Origin of the sequence: Borrelia hispanica CRI (assembly GCF_000500065.1) — a bacterium.
Lineage (GTDB): Bacteria > Spirochaetota > Spirochaetia > Borreliales > Borreliaceae > Borrelia > Borrelia hispanica.
In genome coordinates this window covers 1-17,914 of record NZ_AYOU01000105.1, presented here as the reverse complement: position 1 = coordinate 17,914, position 17,914 = coordinate 1, and the positions used below count along the sequence as shown (strand labels likewise).

The 17,914-nt window shown below is 28.2% G+C and carries 16 protein-coding genes and 1 pseudogene; 1 reads left to right on the top strand and 16 read right to left on the bottom strand.

Translation table 11 applies throughout. From position 1 onward, the window contains the following. Nucleotides 1-45: 45 nt before the first annotated feature. From U880_RS0103100 to U880_RS0103020, 16 genes are all read right to left on the bottom strand, one after another. Nucleotides 46-996 carry a virulence associated lipoprotein gene (locus U880_RS0103100; RefSeq protein ID WP_152520385.1) on the bottom strand — a complete coding sequence of 317 codons (951 nt, stop codon included), beginning with the start codon at nucleotides 994-996 and terminating at the stop codon, nucleotides 46-48. 369 nt (nucleotides 997-1,365) lie between these two features. Continuing rightward, entirely contained in the window at nucleotides 1,366-2,295 is a 930-nt protein-coding gene (locus tag U880_RS0103095; protein WP_024654722.1) for a virulence associated lipoprotein, read from the bottom strand. Between the two features lie 185 nt (nucleotides 2,296-2,480). Next, nucleotides 2,481-3,431: a virulence associated lipoprotein gene (locus U880_RS0103090; protein ID WP_024654721.1), complete on the bottom strand. Its 951-nt coding sequence runs from the start codon at nucleotides 3,429-3,431 to the stop codon at nucleotides 2,481-2,483. Between the two features lie 126 nt (nucleotides 3,432-3,557). Further along, on the bottom strand, nucleotides 3,558-4,283 hold the full coding sequence (locus U880_RS0103085) for a virulence associated lipoprotein (RefSeq protein ID WP_024654720.1): 726 nt from the start codon (nucleotides 4,281-4,283) through the stop codon (nucleotides 3,558-3,560). A 141-nt stretch (nucleotides 4,284-4,424) separates the two neighbouring features. Continuing rightward, nucleotides 4,425-5,306: a virulence associated lipoprotein gene (locus tag U880_RS0103080; protein ID WP_024654719.1), complete on the bottom strand. Its 882-nt coding sequence runs from the start codon at nucleotides 5,304-5,306 to the stop codon at nucleotides 4,425-4,427. A gap of 144 nt (nucleotides 5,307-5,450) precedes the next feature. Further along, on the bottom strand, nucleotides 5,451-6,275 hold the full coding sequence (locus U880_RS11770) for a virulence associated lipoprotein (protein WP_235047998.1): 825 nt from the start codon (nucleotides 6,273-6,275) through the stop codon (nucleotides 5,451-5,453). 143 nt (nucleotides 6,276-6,418) lie between these two features. Beyond that, entirely contained in the window at nucleotides 6,419-7,348 is a 930-nt protein-coding gene (locus U880_RS11515; RefSeq protein ID WP_235047997.1) for a virulence associated lipoprotein, read from the bottom strand. Between the two features lie 138 nt (nucleotides 7,349-7,486). Beyond that, entirely contained in the window at nucleotides 7,487-8,353 is an 867-nt protein-coding gene (locus U880_RS0103065) for a virulence associated lipoprotein (RefSeq protein WP_024654716.1), read from the bottom strand. Nucleotides 8,354-8,501: 148 nt separating this feature from the next. Further along, on the bottom strand, nucleotides 8,502-9,383 hold the full coding sequence (locus U880_RS0103055; RefSeq protein ID WP_235047996.1) for a virulence associated lipoprotein: 882 nt from the start codon (nucleotides 9,381-9,383) through the stop codon (nucleotides 8,502-8,504). A 132-nt stretch (nucleotides 9,384-9,515) separates the two neighbouring features. Further along, complete coding sequence (locus U880_RS0103050; protein WP_024654714.1) at nucleotides 9,516-10,313, bottom strand: virulence associated lipoprotein; 798 nt, start codon at nucleotides 10,311-10,313, stop codon at nucleotides 9,516-9,518. Between the two features lie 151 nt (nucleotides 10,314-10,464). Further along, nucleotides 10,465-11,241, bottom strand: coding sequence for a complement regulator-acquiring protein (locus tag U880_RS0103045; RefSeq protein ID WP_024654713.1), 777 nt, complete (start codon nucleotides 11,239-11,241; stop codon nucleotides 10,465-10,467). A 195-nt stretch (nucleotides 11,242-11,436) separates the two neighbouring features. Further along, complete coding sequence (locus tag U880_RS0103040; RefSeq protein ID WP_024654712.1) at nucleotides 11,437-12,237, bottom strand: complement regulator-acquiring protein; 801 nt, start codon at nucleotides 12,235-12,237, stop codon at nucleotides 11,437-11,439. Between the two features lie 270 nt (nucleotides 12,238-12,507). Beyond that, the gene (locus U880_RS0103035) at nucleotides 12,508-13,299 is read right to left on the bottom strand and encodes a hypothetical protein (protein WP_024654711.1); all 792 of its coding nucleotides are present in this window, start codon (nucleotides 13,297-13,299) and stop codon (nucleotides 12,508-12,510) included. 380 nt (nucleotides 13,300-13,679) lie between these two features. Further along, entirely contained in the window at nucleotides 13,680-14,204 is a 525-nt protein-coding gene (locus U880_RS11765; RefSeq protein ID WP_024654710.1) for a hypothetical protein, read from the bottom strand. A 143-nt stretch (nucleotides 14,205-14,347) separates the two neighbouring features. Beyond that, complete coding sequence (locus tag U880_RS0103025; protein ID WP_024654709.1) at nucleotides 14,348-15,418, bottom strand: hypothetical protein; 1,071 nt, start codon at nucleotides 15,416-15,418, stop codon at nucleotides 14,348-14,350. Between the two features lie 166 nt (nucleotides 15,419-15,584). After that, nucleotides 15,585-16,592, bottom strand: coding sequence for a hypothetical protein (locus tag U880_RS0103020; protein ID WP_024654708.1), 1,008 nt, complete (start codon nucleotides 16,590-16,592; stop codon nucleotides 15,585-15,587). Nucleotides 16,593-16,730: 138 nt separating this feature from the next. Between U880_RS0103020 and U880_RS0103015 the strand changes: the two are divergent. Continuing rightward, nucleotides 16,731-17,914: pseudogene (locus U880_RS0103015) on the top strand (hypothetical protein); the annotation flags it as partial.

Genomic DNA, 17,914 nt, shown 5'->3' with positions numbered 1-17,914 from the left:
TAGCAATTTAATAATTAATTATCTAATCAATTTATAATTAATGCTTTACTGAATCTTATTTAAGATAACTTTAATTTTTTTAGCATGAGCCATAACAACACGATATTTAGCAGTAAAGCTTTCGTACTTTTCTTTAAAATATAACCATAAATTGTCAAAACTGAGATTTCTTACTGTGGTATTTTCAGATTCAAATACTATAGTTCTCAAATTATTGCTATCCGTTGCAAGTTTTAGTATTACCTCATCTATTAATTCTTTTTTCGATGATTCAAGTTCAGCCAATTTGGTTTTTAATAATCGCAAATTTTTAAGCGATAGTGTATCAAGTTTTTGTTCTTTAGCTTTTAAAGTTTGATATACATCTATATAATAAGCTACAGCATACCTTCTTAATCTTTTAACCATATTGTTTCTAAATAAAAATGTTTCCTTACTAAATGCTGGATTAGAAGAAAGTCTATCATAAATATATATAAAAGCTGCCAAATAATAATCATTATATTCAAGGGCTAGATAAAATTCTTTTCTTCGTGCTTTGTCTGTATATGGAGCACTACCTGAACCATCGTTATATCTAAGTCTGTAAAATAAACCACGGGGAGTACTTAGCAAATATTTTATTTCTTGCTTACCGTTTACACCGTTTACTCTGTCTACCATTTCTACTGAAGGTACCCTAAAAGACAATTTTTGATCCTCCTCATCCCAAGTTCCACGATCATGTGTGTTTAATATTTTTAATACTTCTCTAGGAATTTTACTTTTAATATCTTTAATTTCTTCTTTTTTTTGTATTTTTTGTTCTGGGGTATCTTCATCATCTGCATCTTCATCATTTATACCTTTATCATCTGTATCTTCATCATCTGTATCAACATAATATGCATCATCATTAGCTTCAAGCTCAAAAGTCTCAGGAGGAGCAACAGGCTTAGAAAAGTCAACAGGCTTAGAAAAGTCAACAGGATTAGGAGGAGCAAACAGGCCTAGCAAGGCCAAAAAGCTTAGCAACTAAATACTTTTTTGGTCCACACGATACCAATAAGCAACTTATTAAAATAAATATTATAAATATAACAAAATCTTTTTGTTTCACAATATTCTCCCTATTATATAAAATTTAATTACTAATTTTTAACAACTAATTTAAAAATTAGTAACTTATTTTATACTTTTAACTATTCTTTATCATAATAGTTGTAATATACTCATGTCAAGTTTAAATTCTATATAATATTATAATAATTATCTATTAATAATTAAATATAGACACTTTGATAAATAACCAAGGAAAATTTTTCCTTGGTGTTTAAATTAAGGTATTATTTAATATTTATTTACTTGATTTATAATTAATCTTTACTAGATATCCTTCAACAAATTTTTAATTTCAGAAGCTGTATCTATAAGAGAACTACGTTTCTTTCTAAATTCGCCGGCCTTTGTGTCTTCCCAATATTTTATTATTTCGGAAGGAAGGGTATCACTATTTTTTAGATGATGAGTTTGTTCTGATGAATTAATTGGTGTCTCGTTATTATAATCATTTATAATTACTTGTATTACATCATATACTTCCTGTTGTTCTTTTTCAAGTGTTAAAAATGTAGTTTTCAACGATTGCAAATTTTGTAAAGTTAATACATCAAGTCTATTTTGTTTTTCTTTTAAGAGACTATATGCATTATAGTAAGATCGAGCATAAAACCTTATATCTTCCAAAAAAGTTTTTAATTTTTCTTTATTTTCATTAGCTAGTTCGTTCGTAGCAACTAATCTATTGACAACACTTGCAAAAGCTTTAATAAAACCAGCATTATACTCACAAGCCAGATAAAATTCTCTTCTTGCTGCTTTGCTTTTATCAGCAGAGCCTTCAATTGTACCATCATATAAGAATTCCTTTCTTTCATCAACTACGTCATATTTAACTCTAGTAAATAATTGATTGGCACCTTTAAGATTATATCCTTCCGCATCCTCATCCCAATTTTCATTATTATGCGTTTTTAAAATTTCTGATACCTTATCAGGAATTTTAATATTTTCAATTTCTTTTTGTTTCAAGATTTGCTCATTATCTACAGCTCCACCTCCACCTTTAGGCCCTCCAGTTACAGTTCCAGTAACAGGTTGTACCGTAGCACCAACTCGAGGCTTTTTCAAATCCACTCTGTTTCGCCTCACAGCACTAGAAACAGGGGCATACTTTTTTGGTCCACACGATACCAACAATAAAACTATTAAAATAAATACACACGTTATAAATAAAATAAAATCTTTTTGTTTCAAAATATTCTCCCTATTATAAAAATTTAATTATCATTTTTTAACAATTGATTTTAAAATCAATAATTCATTTTACACTTTTAACTATTACTTATCATAATAATTGCAATATGCACATGTCAAGTTTTGACTCTATACAATATAGTAATAATTATTTTTAATTATTTAATCAATTTATAATTAATGCTTTACTGAATATCATTCAAGATCTCTTTAACTAAAACAGCCTGCTCTATAACATTCTTAAACATCACACGAGCGTTAGCTAACTTTGTTAACGGAGTTAATTTATCATCCTTGAAATAATCTCGTAATTTCAATTCTTCAACGGCAAGTGCGTTCAATCTGACTTTCAACAACTTCAAATCTTCTAAAGATAGTGTATTAAGTTTATTTTGGTTCTTTGCTAAAAAATCATACACATCTACATAATAAGCTTTAGCGCACTCTCTTGCCTTTTGAAGGATCCCTGATAATGATCCTGTCACTGTAGGAAGCCAATATACTTGCCCAAAAATAGCTGCAGCACCTCCAAGCGAATTAACATTATACCCAAAACACAGATAAACTTCTCTTCTTGCTTCTTTGCTTATATCAGCATCAGAATTAGGCGTTGTACCATCATATAAAAATGCCTTTCCATCAACTGTTTTATATGAAAGTTTGCTAAAAGCAAAACTGATATCACTAATAGAAAGAAATTTCTCAGATTCATTAAAACCCTTATTATGCATTTCTAATATTGTTGATATTTCAGAAGTAATGCTCTTTTTAATAACTAAAATTTCTTTTTGTTTTAGTCGTTCCTCTTCTTCTTTTTTTAAATTTTGTTTTCTGATCTCTTCTGCTTCCCTTCTTGCTTTCTCTTCTTCTTTGTCTGCTTGTCCTTTTCTATACACTCTTTCTCGTTCTAGTTGGTCCGCGTTTTCTTGTGCTAGTTTTCGTCGTTTGGCCTCTTCTTCTTGTTTTATTTCTTCCTCTTTTTCTCGTATTCGTTGTGCCTCTGCCTTTCGTATTCGTTCTACCTTTTCTTCCTGTATTCGTTTTGCCTCTGCATAATCAAAAGTCTTCTCTCTTGGATCACAAGCTATTAGTAATAAACTTATCAACACAAATATAACAAAAACTTTTTGTTTCAAAATATTCTCCTTATTTTTAATAATAAACTAGTCAATCTTGACAACCAAGAAAAATTATTACTTGGTCATGTTGAATGCAAAAGCATTCAGCATGTATTTACTTAATTTACAATTAACATTAATCTCTTAGTCTATCAGATTTAAAACATCTATAATGTCATAAGATAACATTATAATATGATCACATCCAACATGGATATTATCTAACTTTGCTAGCGCATCGTCTTTTGTTGCAACTTCTCCATCAGGTGTGATATTTTTTTTCAATTTCGTTATTGCTGTTTCAAGTTCTAGCAATCTGGTTCTTAACAATACTATATCTTCTAAAGATAGTGTCTTAAGTTTATTTAGGTTATTTTGCAAGACATCATGTACATTTATATAGTAAGCTTTAGCACACCTCCTTATCTTTTTAAAGAGCACTTCTAACAACCCTACTGCAATAGAATATTGCAGTGCCTCATTAAGAGCCTTTGCCACAGATTTAATCACAGAATCATCATAATCAAGAAATAGATAAATTTCTCTTCTTGCTGCTTTGCTTTCAGCAGCAATATCGCCATGCGTTGTACCATCATATAATAATCCCTTTCCATTAAATGTTCCATATGCAACTCTGTTAAATAATTGACCGGGACCTTTTAGATTATATCCTTTGCCATCTTCATCCCAATCTGCATTATAATGCGTGCTTAATACGGCTCTCACTGTACTAGGAATTTCCTTTTTAATGCCTGCAATTTCTTCTTCTTTTTGTTGTGTCTCTGCATCAACAGCAGTTTCTCCGTTTGGACCACAAGCTATTAGTAATAAACTAACTAACATAAATAAAATAAAAACTTTTTTTTTCAAAATATTCTCCTTATTATTCCTTATTATTAAATTACAAATTGTCTAATTATTGACACCCAAAAAATTTCTCCTTAGTTATTTAAATTCAATATGTATTTACTTGAATTATAATCAACATTAACCTCTTACTAAAACCTCTTACTAAATCTTATCCAAGATATCTTTAATTGCAGAAGCTAACCTCATAATATCATTACATCTAGCATCAAATTTACTTGATAACTTTGTTTCCCAATATTCTTCCATTTCATCAGCGGTAATCTTATTATTTTTTATAGCAGCTTTCGACATTTCTGTGGTAACTGAGAAACGAACTTGCATTGGTTGTACTATATCAACTATGAATGCCCTTTTTGCTGCGTCAAGTTCTTCCAATTTGGTTCTCAACAACTTCAAATGTTCTAAAGATAGTATCTCAAGTTTATCTAGTTTCTTTTGTAAAGCGTCATACACATCTAAATAGTAAGCTTTAGCACAATCTCTTATCTTAAAAAGGAAATCTCTTAATGTTTCTTTATGCTCTGCAACTAATTCTGGAAGACGAACTAATCTCAAAGCAAAAGCTCCAAAAACCCGAATCAAATTGTAAAAATAGCCAAAAGCTAGATAAACTTCTCTTCTTGCCGCTTTCCTTGCTGCAGCATCAGCCCCTCTATTATCCCCTATCACACCATATAAGAATTCATTTCCATCAACTACCTTATATGGAACTTTTTTAAACACCACACTGATACCAACAAAATAAGTACTGAAATACTCGATATCATCATTCCATTCTGGATCATTATGCTTGCTTAATACTCCTATCACTGCACTAGGAATTACATCTTTAATAACTTCAATTTCTTCTAGTTTTCGTTGTTTCTCTTTTTTTCCTTCTTTTTGTTTTAATTGTCGTTTCCTTACCGCTGTTTCTTGTATTCGTTGTGCCTCTGCATTATCAACAGGAGTTTTGCCGTTTTGACCACAAGCCATTAGTAATAAACTAACTAACATAAATACAATAAAAACTTTTCCTCTCAAAATATTCTCCTTATTATTCCTTATTATTAAATTACAAATTGGCTAATTATTGATAACCAAGAAAAATTTTTCCTTGGTTATATTTAATCCAATAGTATTTATAAATATATTTAATTGATTCATAATTAACATTAATCTTTTATCTTAAATATTATCCAAGATTCCTTTAATATCACCACTTATCCTTATAATCTCATTACAACTAGAATAAAATTTATCTGATAATGTGTTCCAATATGTCTCTATTTCATCAGCAGTGATGGTACTCGAAATTTTTGAGTTTCGATTAGCCAAATATTCTTCAGTAAGTGAATACTTCTCCCTAAATGGTTGCACTACATTAGATACTAATTTTGCTTGTGCTGTGTCAAGTTCTCCCAATTTGATACTCAACGATTTTACTTCTGCTAAAGACAGTGACTCAAGGTTACTCAGTTTCTTTTCTAAGGTATCATATGAATCTATATAATAAGCTTTGGCAGCCTTTCTTATCTTGATAAGGAAATCTTTTAATTTGGTTTTATTTTTTGTAACTAGGTCCAAAATAATTAATTTAATAGTAAACCCTCCAAAAACCCAAATAAAATCGTTACTATAGCCAAGAGCTAGATAAACTTCTCTTCTTGCTGCTTTGCTTTCCTTCGCCCTATCGCTAGACATTGTATCATTATATAAGAATTCCGTTCCATCATTAGCTACTCTATGTGGAACTTTGGCAAACACTGCAGTGATATTAGTAAAATCAGCAGTTCCTTCACCTTTCCAATTTGCATCATTATGATAGCCTAATACTTTTTTCACATCACTAGGAGTTGCATTTTTAATGGTTTCAATTCTTTCTCGTTTTTCCTTTTCTTCTTGTTCTGAGTTTAGTTGTGTCCCTGCATTATCTCCGTTTTGACCACAAGCTATTAGAAATAAACTTATTAAACTTATTAACATAAATATAATAAAAACTTTTTGTTTCAAAATATCCTCCTTATTATTACTTATTATTAAATGATAAACTGACTAATTATTGATAACCAAGGAAAATTTATCCTTGGTTATATTTAATTCAACAGTATTTTTAAATATTACTTAAATATTATTTAATTGATTTATAATTAACATTAACCTTTGACCTTAATATTATCCAAGATTCCTTTAATTTCACCACTTATCCTTATAATCTCAGCACAAATAGAATCAAATTCAGCTGATAATGTGTCCCAATATGTCTCTATTTCATCAGCGGTGAGAGTATTCGAAATGCTTGAGGATGCTGGATCAGCCAAACATTCTCCAATAATTGGATACTTATCTTTAAGTGGTTCTACTACATTAGATACTAATTTTTCTCTTTCTGTTTTAAGTAAGTCCAAGTTGTCATGCAACGATTTTACTTCTGCTGCAGACAGTAACTCAAGGATACCCAATTTATTTTCTAAGGTATCATATGCATCTAAATAATAAGCTTTGGCACAATCTCTTATCTTTATAAGTAAATCTTTTAATTTGTCTTTATTTTTTGTAAGTAATGCCGAAGTCTCAACTAATTTCTTAGCAAGCTCTCCAAAAGCCCGAGCAAAACCGCTACTATAGCCAAAAGCTAGAAGAACTTCTTCTCTTGCTGCTTGCCTTGCAGCAACATCAGCCGTTGTCTTATCCCTTATATCACTATATACGAACTCATTGCCATTATCATCTACTCCATTTTTATATGGAACTTTTTTAAACACTTCATTGATACTTCCAAAAATATCATCATAGTAAGAGTAAGCATAATACTCGTAAATACCCTTCAATTTTGAAGGACCCTTACGATACTCTTTTAATATTTCTATCACTTCACTAGGAATTCCATTTCTTTTAATGTCTACAATTTTTGTTCGTCTTTCAAATCTTTCTTCTTGTTCTAGTTTTCGTTCTTCCTCTTCTTCTTTTAATTTTAGTTGTGCCGCTGCATTATCAACAGGATCAACAGGCTTTTTTCCGTTTTGACCACAAGCTATTAGAAATAAACTTATTAACATAAATACAATAAAAAATTTTCGTCTCAAAATATCCTCCTTATTATTACTTATTATTCAATGACAAACTGACTAATTATCGATAACCAAGGAAAATTTATCCTTGGTTATATTTAATTCAACAGTGTTCTAAATATACTTAGTTGATTCATAATCAACATTAATCTCTTAATGGGCCCTATCCAAGATCTTTTTAATTTCACCACCTATCCTTATAAGCTCATTGCATCTAAAATTAAAATTCTTTGATAAATCTGTATCCCAATATGTCTCTATTTCATCAGCAGTGCTGTTAACCGAAGCTGATCCTGAATTAGCCAAAAAGTTTCCAATAACTGAATACCTCTTTTTAAGTGGTCGTACTACACTAGCTATTAATTTTGCTCTTGCTGTTTCAAGTGCGTCCAAGTTGTCCTCCAACGATTTTACATCTGTCCCAGACAGTGACCCAAGTTTACTTAGTTTCTTTTCTAAGGTATCATATGAATCTATATAATAAGCTTTGGCAGACTTTCTTATCTTGCTAAGTAAATCTTTTAATTTGGCTTTATTTTTTGTAGCTAATGCCGAAGTCTCAACTAATTTCTTAACAAACTCTCCAAAAGCATTAATCGAACCCAAAAAATAATCAAAAGCTAGATAAACTTCTCTTCTTGCTGCTTTGCTTTCCTTCGCCCTATCGCCAGCCGTTGCATCATTATATAAGAATTCCGTTTGACCAACTACTTTATGTGGAACTGCTCCAAACACTGCATTGATAGCATCAAAAAAACTGGTATGGACTGTATCATCACTCCAATTTTCATCATTATGCTTGGCTAATACTTTTTTCACTTCACTAGAAGTTGCATTTTTAATGATTGCAATTCTTCCTGGCTTTTCCTCTTCTAATCGTTTTTCTTCTCGTGCTCTTCTTGCCTTTTCTTCTTCTGATTTTCGTTGTGCCTCTGCATTATCTCCGTTTTGACCACAAGCTATTAGCAATAAACTTATTAAACTTATTAACATAAATATAATAAAAACTTTTTTTTTCAAAATATTCTCCTTATTATTACTTATTATTCAATGATAAATTGGCTAATTATTAATGACCAAGGAAAATTTATCCTTGGTTATATTTAATTCAACAGTATTCAAAATATCTTTAAATATATTTAGTTGATTTATAATCAACATTAACCTTTTACTTAAGATCATCCAAGACCCCTTTAATTTCACCACTTATCCTTATAATCTCAGCACAGTCAGCATCAAATGTAGCTGACTTTGATTCCCAATATGTTTTTATCTGATCAGCGGTGGTAGCACTACCTTTTAGATGAACACCTCCTGCTCTTGGACTACTGTTATTTAAATCACTTTTAACTTGGGCTATTACACCACTTATTAACTTCACTCTTGCTGATTCAAGTTGTCCCAATTTGGCACTCAAAGATCTTGCCTCGTCTAAAGACAGTGAATTAAGTTTACCTAGTTTACTTCGTAAGGTACCATATGCATCTATATAGTAAGCTCTAGCATAATTTCTTATCTTTTCAAAAAACTCTTTTAATTCTTTTGCATGTTTTGTAACTAATGCCGGAGAATTAATGAATTTATTAAAAACAATTCCAAAATCAATAATAAAACTTGACTCATAATGAAGAGCTAGATAAATTTCTTTTCTTACTGCTTTGCCTTCAGCAGAAGCATCGCCAGCCGCTGTACCACCAATCTTTGTACCATTATATAAGAATTCCGTTTGACCATCTACTCTATGTGGAACGTTGGCAAACACTGCAAGGACACCAGCAAAATCAGCGGCATTGGCTACTTCACCGTTCCAATTTGCATCATTATGATAGCCTAATACTGTTATCACCGTATCAGGAGTTGCACTTTGAATGTATTCAATTTCTGCTTTTCTTTGATCTTCTAATACTCCTCCTTCTCGTCTTCGTCTTTCCTTTCTTGCTCGTTCTAGTTTTTGTTGTGCCTCTGCAGTTTCTCCGTTCTGACCACAAGCTATTAGCAATAAACTAATTAAACTTATTAACATAAATATAATAAAAACTTTTTTTTTCAAAATATTCTCCTTATTATTCAATTGATAAACTGACTAATTATCGATCACCAAGGAAAACTTCTCCTTAGCCATATTTAATCCAATAGTATTTATAAACACATTTAATTGATTCATAATCAACATAAATTCTTACTAGATACTACTCAAGATACCTTTAATTTGACCACTTATACTTATAATCTTATTAAGTCGAGTGTTAAAACCAGGCAACTTGTCTTCCCCATACTTCACTATCTCCTCAACGGTGGTAGCAGCATTTTGTAGATGATGATTTGCTACTCCTGTAACAATTGATTCCTTATTAATGTAAGCATCGATAATTGGTTGTATTGCCTCATATCTTAATGCCTTTTTTGCTTCTTCAAGTTCGACTAATCTGGTTCTCAACGATTCTACATCTGCTAAAGATAGTTTCTCAAGATTATTTAGTTTCTTTTTTAAGGTATCATATACATCTATGTAGTAAGCCTTAGCATACCCTCTTATCTTTAAAACCAGATCTTCCAATCTTGCTATAGTTGCAGGAACTACAGCTAATTTATTAATAACACTTGCAAAAGCTTTAATAAAATCACTCTTATACTCACAAGCCAGATAAACTTCTTTTCTTGCTGCTTTGCTTATACTAGCATCAGTATTAGCCGTTGTACCATCATATAAAGCTGGAGTTCCAGAAGCTGATGTATATGAAATTTTATTAAACAATTGATCAGCACCTTTAAGATCATATCCTGCCTTATCTTCATCCCAAGTTGCATCATTATGCACTTTTAATGCCCTTAATGCTGAGTGAGGAATTAAATTTTTAATTCCTTTAATCTCTTCTCGTTTTTTTGCATTTGCATTATCAACAGGAGCCTTATTGTCTTGACCACAAGCTATTAGCAATAAATTTACTAAAATAAATATAACAAAAACTTTTTGTTTCAAAATATTCTCCTTATTATTAAAATTAAACAATTTATTAAAATTGTTTGCCGCATGTTAATTAATAATCATTATTAACATATAGTATATATTAATTTGATTTGGATATCAATATATTTTATTAGCTTTTTATACCATTCAATTTAAATATCTTTTAAATTTTGGCTAAAATATCTTTAATATCATTACTAAGCCCTTTAATATTATTAATTTTCATAAAATGCAATTTATAGTATTGATTGATATAAAGTATTAGTTTGATTCTATCGTTTTGAATATTATTTTTATTATTTAAAAAATCCCCAATAAGATTATTTACAATGTAATTCCAACTTTTTTTGAACATTGCTAATTGATCGAATTTATCTTTTAAAAATTTCAACATATCAAGTTCTAAAGATTGAAGTTTATCGACTTTATCAAGCAGTAATCGAAATTCATCTACAAAGTAATTCTGTGCATAAATCATTGCCACATTTGTGATATCTTTAAGCAAATCGTTACTTTCATCATTAACTGTTTCGATTATTTTGTTGAGAATCATTCCAAAATTTTTAATTCTCGTCTCATCATATTCAAAAGACAAATAAAATATTCTTCGAATAAATAAATTTCTCGCATCACTTACTTTATAAATATTTAATTTATTGTCAAGAACATTAAATGCCTTACCATTCTCTTTCATCCCAAATTGCGTGCTATCTTCAATCCAATTTTGATCATTGTGTAGATCGAGTACTGTTTTAATATAATAAACTTGTTTAATAATTTCATATATCAAAATATTTTTACGTCTTTCTGGATCTAAACTATCCAAAAAATTTCGTAAACCTACAATCCCTGTTTTTGGAAAGAAGCGTTTAACATCCGAACTGCAATTAGTCAAAATCGAAATTATAACCAAATTACTGATAAAAAAATAAATTTTCAAAATATTTTCCTTAATTTTAAAATTAAAATAATATTATCTATTATTTTTAATAATATATATTCTTTAAAGAATATATATTATTAAAAATAATTATAGTCTTAAAAAATACTTATTTACAATGCAAAAAAATAACAAAAGAGAATATATTTTCTCTTTTACAGTTATAATTTTAATTATTAATATATTTTGCATAGATTAATTTAATGTTTTTAAAATCTTATTGAGATCTCCAACTATAATGCCAATTTTTGGAATTTTATTTTTAAGTACATCTCCATATTGTTCTCTTATGTGTTCAATGAGTTTTTGACTATCAGTTTTAATGCCAATAATATTATCTTCATAATCTCTAATAATATTATCTACAGTGTTTTGCCAGAGTAATCTCAACTGTACAATTGAATTGAGTTTTACTTTTATTGTTATTAAATCTCTAAAATTTAGTAAATCAAATTTATTTTGATATTCTTCAAGTTTATCAATTGCTCTTTCAAATAAAAATTGAGAGTAAGCCCTTCCTGCATTTGTGATATCTATGTGCAACTGTCCTCTGTTAGCGCTATCGGAAGTTATTTGATTAAGTATTATTCCAAGCTGCCTAATTTTATCTTCATCATAATTTAATGATGAATAAAATTGTCTTCTGTTTTCTTGACTTTTAGGATCGTTGTAAGCCTTTTGACTAGGATTTCCTATAACAATTTTAAAAGCCCCATTTTTCATTCCAAATTGATCTGCAGGTTCATTCTCTTCAATATTGTTTTTATCTAGTTCTATTAAATCAGTAACATTTTGAATCTGTTCTTTTAAAGACTTTATTATAATCTGCTTTTCTCTTTTTTCGGTCTCTTTTTTATATTCATTTTGTATTCGTGTTTGTGGTGATGCTATGTCATCTTTTTGTATTGATGTTCCATTTGAGTGTTTATTCGGATCTGATTTACAAGAACTTAAAATAATGAATAAAAAAGATATACTAAAAAAATAAATTTTCAAAATATTCTCCTTCCTTTAAAATTTAACAAATGTTACTTAAATAATTAATATTTTATCAAGAAATACTAATTATTATTTGATAAAATATATTATATGATATTATATATCATATAAATCAAGATAGCAAAAATTTTCTTATTTCTAAACTTTATATCATTAAAAGTAATTACTTCTTAGGTAACAATTTACATTGTTATTGAAACAAAAAATATACAGCAATCATTATAAATATACTCTCTCATGTATAATCATTAGTAATAAAATGAATTATCAATTCTGCTCTGAAAAGCATAATTCTATTATTCCTGCTGCAGTGCTTATAGAATTAGCCGCATCTTTGAGTGATGTCAAAGCTTCTTTAAGCTTATTTGGAGCTTTATCTAAATTTTCTAATAATTCCTCATGTACCCCATTAAAAAAATATCTACTTACATTTTTCATAATGACGTTTATATATGTTTTCATATGATCTTTGTACCTCGATTCTATAACATATATTCTAAGTCCCGGATAAGAGCTATTAAACTCTTCTATTGCATTCCGTACTTCTAATTCCTTGTTATTATAAATTTCTTTCGTTCTTATATTTAATAATTTTTCTAATAAAGATATCATTTTAACCCCACTATTTATGTTACTATTGACTGCATTTGCTACAGGACCATTATATCCTGCACTTAATAATGTCCTAAACGCTATTGCTATTTTTTCTGCAGATTCCCTAATTAATTTAATAAAATTTGGAACATCATTGACTTCTAATTTTGCTTTACCTTTAATCTTACGAAAATCATCAATATTTTTCCTTGAAATTTCAGAAGTGGCTTTTGCCTCATTAGCAATCCTAGCAAGCTCTTCTTTACTTAAAGCTTTAATTTCAGTTGTTGCCAATCCTGTAAGTTTGCTTACTTGACCTACAATAGAATCTGCTACAAGCTTGGCATTTTCTTTTGCCAATTTAGTTTCACTCTCTGCCTTTAATTTATTATTGTTCAGTTTGCAACTTATTGGAATTATCAATACTGCAACACTTATTATGCATATTGTTTGAATATACCCCATAAAAATATCTCCTTTTACAATAAATATACTTCATAAATTTGACAGTGCTAACAGTTAATTTGTTTTTATATTTCGTTTAATTTTAAAATACCAAAAAATAGTGTTTGGAAATAATAATTTGAAAGACAAACCAAATTATTTTGATTTTGATAATTGTTAAAAAAATAAATATAAAAAACCCCTTAATACAAAGGGGGTATTTAACATAATGTATAAAACATTGTGAGTAAACAATCTTCCTTTTGAAAAATTAAAGTATTTGGTAATTAATTATTAGTGCAATAATTAATTATTTCAAGCTCTTCTTCAATTTTTGTAACTATTTTTACATATAATTTTTAAATATAATGTATTACAACACATAGTAAATAAATTTTAATTTATGAAAGATAATTCATTACTCTATAAAAAAAATAATCTAAATCACTAAGTCCATTGGTATAAAGATAATACTCAACATATAATTCTTTTTTTATAAAGTTCATTGCTCTTTCTTGTTTTTTTTCTAAAGTACCTAGATCATTAAAGTTTGAAGATGAAAAGCTTTTATAAGAACCATCATTGATAGATTTTATTGTTACATGTAAATCTTTAAGAAATTGTTTAGTCTTATCATTGCCAAGTTCCCTAAATAATTGTTCCAATTTAGTCTTATTATACTTAAAGTCTAGTGTCTTTTGAGGTATATTTTTTACTTTTACAAGATCTTCTTGCTCCTTTTTTAATGCATCTAAATGCTTATTACCTTGAAGTGATTCTTGAAAAAAAACTAAAGCCTGTTTTTGACCATCATCAATATTAGATTCTAATGTCTCTAGAGTTTTGGGTTGTAAATTTGCATCTTTGCTTAAGAATTCACAACCAATAATGCTTAATAAAAGCGCCATAGGTAAATACAATCTCATTACATTTTACCCTTCCTATTATTTCAAAATTTAAATTAATTTATAATATTTCATAATGGCAGATAGATATTTAAATCTAATCTATCTGCCACTCTATTTTAAATTAATATTTTAACCCACTATTTTACATACCTAAAGTAGGTTTATTTACTTTTTTTTACCTTTGCAAGCAATTCTTTTGCTTTCTTTAAAGATTTCTCCAATTCTGAGATTTTCGCAAAGCCTAAACCTGATCTTTTTACATAAGCCTCATACACACTACTTGTCTTCCCAATAGATTCCACAAGATCATGTAAATCATATTTAGAAACGTATAAATCTTGTAGTATATTAATAGCATTGCCAAGCTCATCTTCTGTAATAAATTCAGCATAATCTTCTGTTCCATCATCAATTAAATCATAAGCAGTTTTAATTTTGTCTAAAAGACTTTGAAGTTCTCTAGCTAGCTTTTCTTTACTAAATTGTTGTAACTTTTCTCTAGCAACTTTCCTCTCTTCTTCTGTAGAATATCCAGACATTCTCATTGTAGATTGAAGCTCAACTTGATTTCTATCTTTTTTGATTTTCTCAATTGCCTCAAGTACATAATCTATGTCTTTTTCAGCACTATCTAATTTATCATTATATTCATACTCTGGACTATCTTCTTCCTCTACAACACTTCCACTATAAGACCCTGAGATTGTTGGATGTGATAAATAAGTAGTATATTCAACAACATCACTAAATCCACCCAAACTTGATCCTTCTTGTGAAGAAAGATATGTTGTACCGCTTAAACTGCTAGTAATATCTTTGTCACTTAAATCACTTGTAGTAGAACCTGCAGTTGTACCTTCTGTTTCTTTTAATTCCTTACTAATCTCAGGAATAGAAGTGATATCAAGTGGTAGATTTTTTTCTTCTATTTGTGGAAATAAAACAGGATCATAATTAGCAACACCATCTTGTTGTAATTTATCTATTTGTTCCTGTTGTCCTTTTTGTCTAGGCTTTCTAACAATCTTTTTTATAACCCTTTTAGCTGACTTATCTGTCTTATCCATTTCATCAGAAAGAATTTTGTTGGTTTGCTCTTTATTATTCAATAAATATTGAACCCTATCGAGTAGACCAACAGATTTTTTTTGAATATCTTCGTCAAATAATAAATCACAACTAATAAAACTCGTCATAATAAACATAAATAAACATTGTCTCTTTAACTTCATATTTCCCTCCTTGGTAAGACAAAATATATAGCAATAAGTATCAAAACAAAGAAAAAAGTGCTATTTTTCAACAAATTTGATAATTATCACTTTAATATTGAATTAAATGATGTTTAAAAAGAGTAAAAGTAAAATTTAAAATTATGGATTTTATAAATAAATTATATTATTTGTACTCTACCAATTTGCTTTTTGTATAAGTAATTGTGGACTCTTTTTTTAATTTTCTAAAATGCAATTCAAAAAATTCTCTCTCAGCTGCATTTAGTGCCAATAAATCATTATAAATCTCATTGTGAGCTTTATATCTAGCCTCACTAATTTCTTTAAATTTATTTACCAAATCAAGATAGATTAATTTATTTTCCTCAAATTTTGATTGTTCTCTAGACATCAATGCTTGTTCCAAATTGTCCCAAGCTGTATTTACTGCAGAAAAAACTTCTTTTTTTTGCTCATCCAGTTTTTGCCATTTATCAAATTTTGCAGCATGCAATTGATATGCATTATATAATCTAGATTCACTCATCTTAAATTTTTCATTTATTTTATTTAAATATTTAGTCATGTGTTTTAGTTCTTTTATAAGTTTATCTTTAACTTTACGATCCTCAATAAGAATATTTTTATATTTGTTTATTAATTTATTTGAATCAACAAGCTCCAAATAAGCTTTTTTATTTCTAAAATTTTCATCAAGTTTATCTCTTAATTTTCTTTTAAACAAGATCCTCTTGAATGTTCTTTTTTGCTTAAAATCTTCATAGTATATCTTAGTTTCTAGCATTTCGTTATATTTAAGATTTTTTTCTGATTCTGCTTGTCGTAATTCATCATATTTTGCAATCTCTCTTTCATTGTATTTATCCTGAAGAGTATCCATTAAATTCATTTTAACTGCATTTAGAGATAATAACGAATATTCATAAGCTTGGGTTACTTTATACAGAGTATTAATCAATTTATAATATTCATCAGTTATATTAAAATAATCAATATACCTTTCATCTAAATATCGACTTAGTATTTCATTATGATTATTATTCTTAAGTCCTAATGTTTCTTGTTTTTTATCTATTGCATTGTTTAATTCACTTAAGTCTTGGGATTCTACCAGTGAATTTAAATTTAATGTCAAGATTAGTAAAAAAATAAGAACTTTAAATTTTTTCATCTCACTTCCCTGTATAAAATACAACTTATTTTATACGTTTTAGTATCATTGATGTTATCATATTATATAACTAAAATATATTAAAATATATAAATTATTCTGAAAGATTTTATTTGAGATTTGGTATAAGGAAATTTTATGAGAACGTATTTTATGATAGTTGTTTTTATCTTTTTTATTTTGTCTTGTAATAAACATAAAGTAAAAGATTTTGAAAAAAGTGATATGAAGTCTTTATCCAATCTTAGTGATGACTTATATATATCTAGAGAATATATCATGAAATACAAAGTATACAAACAATTACAAGATTTAAATGAAAAGCGTCCTTTTATTGAATCTCTTATAAAAAAACATGCAAATTCTCTTGTATTACAAATTAAAAAATTTTCAGAAGAATTTAGCAAACAGGAAAATGGTATTATTCCCACTGTTTTTGTATTTGGAGATTATGTTCAACAATTTCACTCTGGGTCTCAGACGACTTATTATGGATCCTCTGTTTCTCTTGGATATGCCAAAACAGATGATTATTTAAAGATTAATTTTGAAGATAAAATGATTGTAAATCCTTTATTATCATTAACCTCAGAACTTGATGAACAAGGTAGACTTGACATATTAGAACCCCGATATCGTTTTCATTTAAGAAAAATATACGATATCGATATGTATCCAGTAATATATAATCTTTACATATCTCATAAACAACCTTCAATCTATTTAATAGGAAATAAAATATACAAAAAACAAAATGAAATAGGTAATAATATATATTATAGAAAAACATTAAAACTTGATGTCATTAAAAATAGTAATGAATGGATTTTACAGCCTAAAGAAAAAGAAAATTGGGAAATAGATTTAAGTATAAATGATAGCTTTGTTAAAAATATACCTCCTGATTATGTTTATAAGATAAAATCTTATCACTTAGAAAGTAAAATACATGAAGAAATGGTCGACTCGTATTTCACTCTGCCCGATATTCCTAGACCCATGCGTAATATACGCAAGGATGAAAAAGGACAAGTTGATCAATTTATAGAAGACAATTTAGAGTTTTTTATTAAAGAAATATATAAATATTCAAAAGATTTTTCTAAAATTGAAAATGGAATAAAAGAATTAAGAATTCTATCACAATATGAACAAGTAATACCTTTCGATGAAATTATTAATAACAATTATTTTCATATATATGCTGCCTTTTATAACATGTATTTTCTTTATACTAATCCTAAAGTGCTCATTGTAGGTAATAAAAACCATAAAATGAAAGATAATTCTGGAACATTTTACAATAATGCTATTGTTTTAAA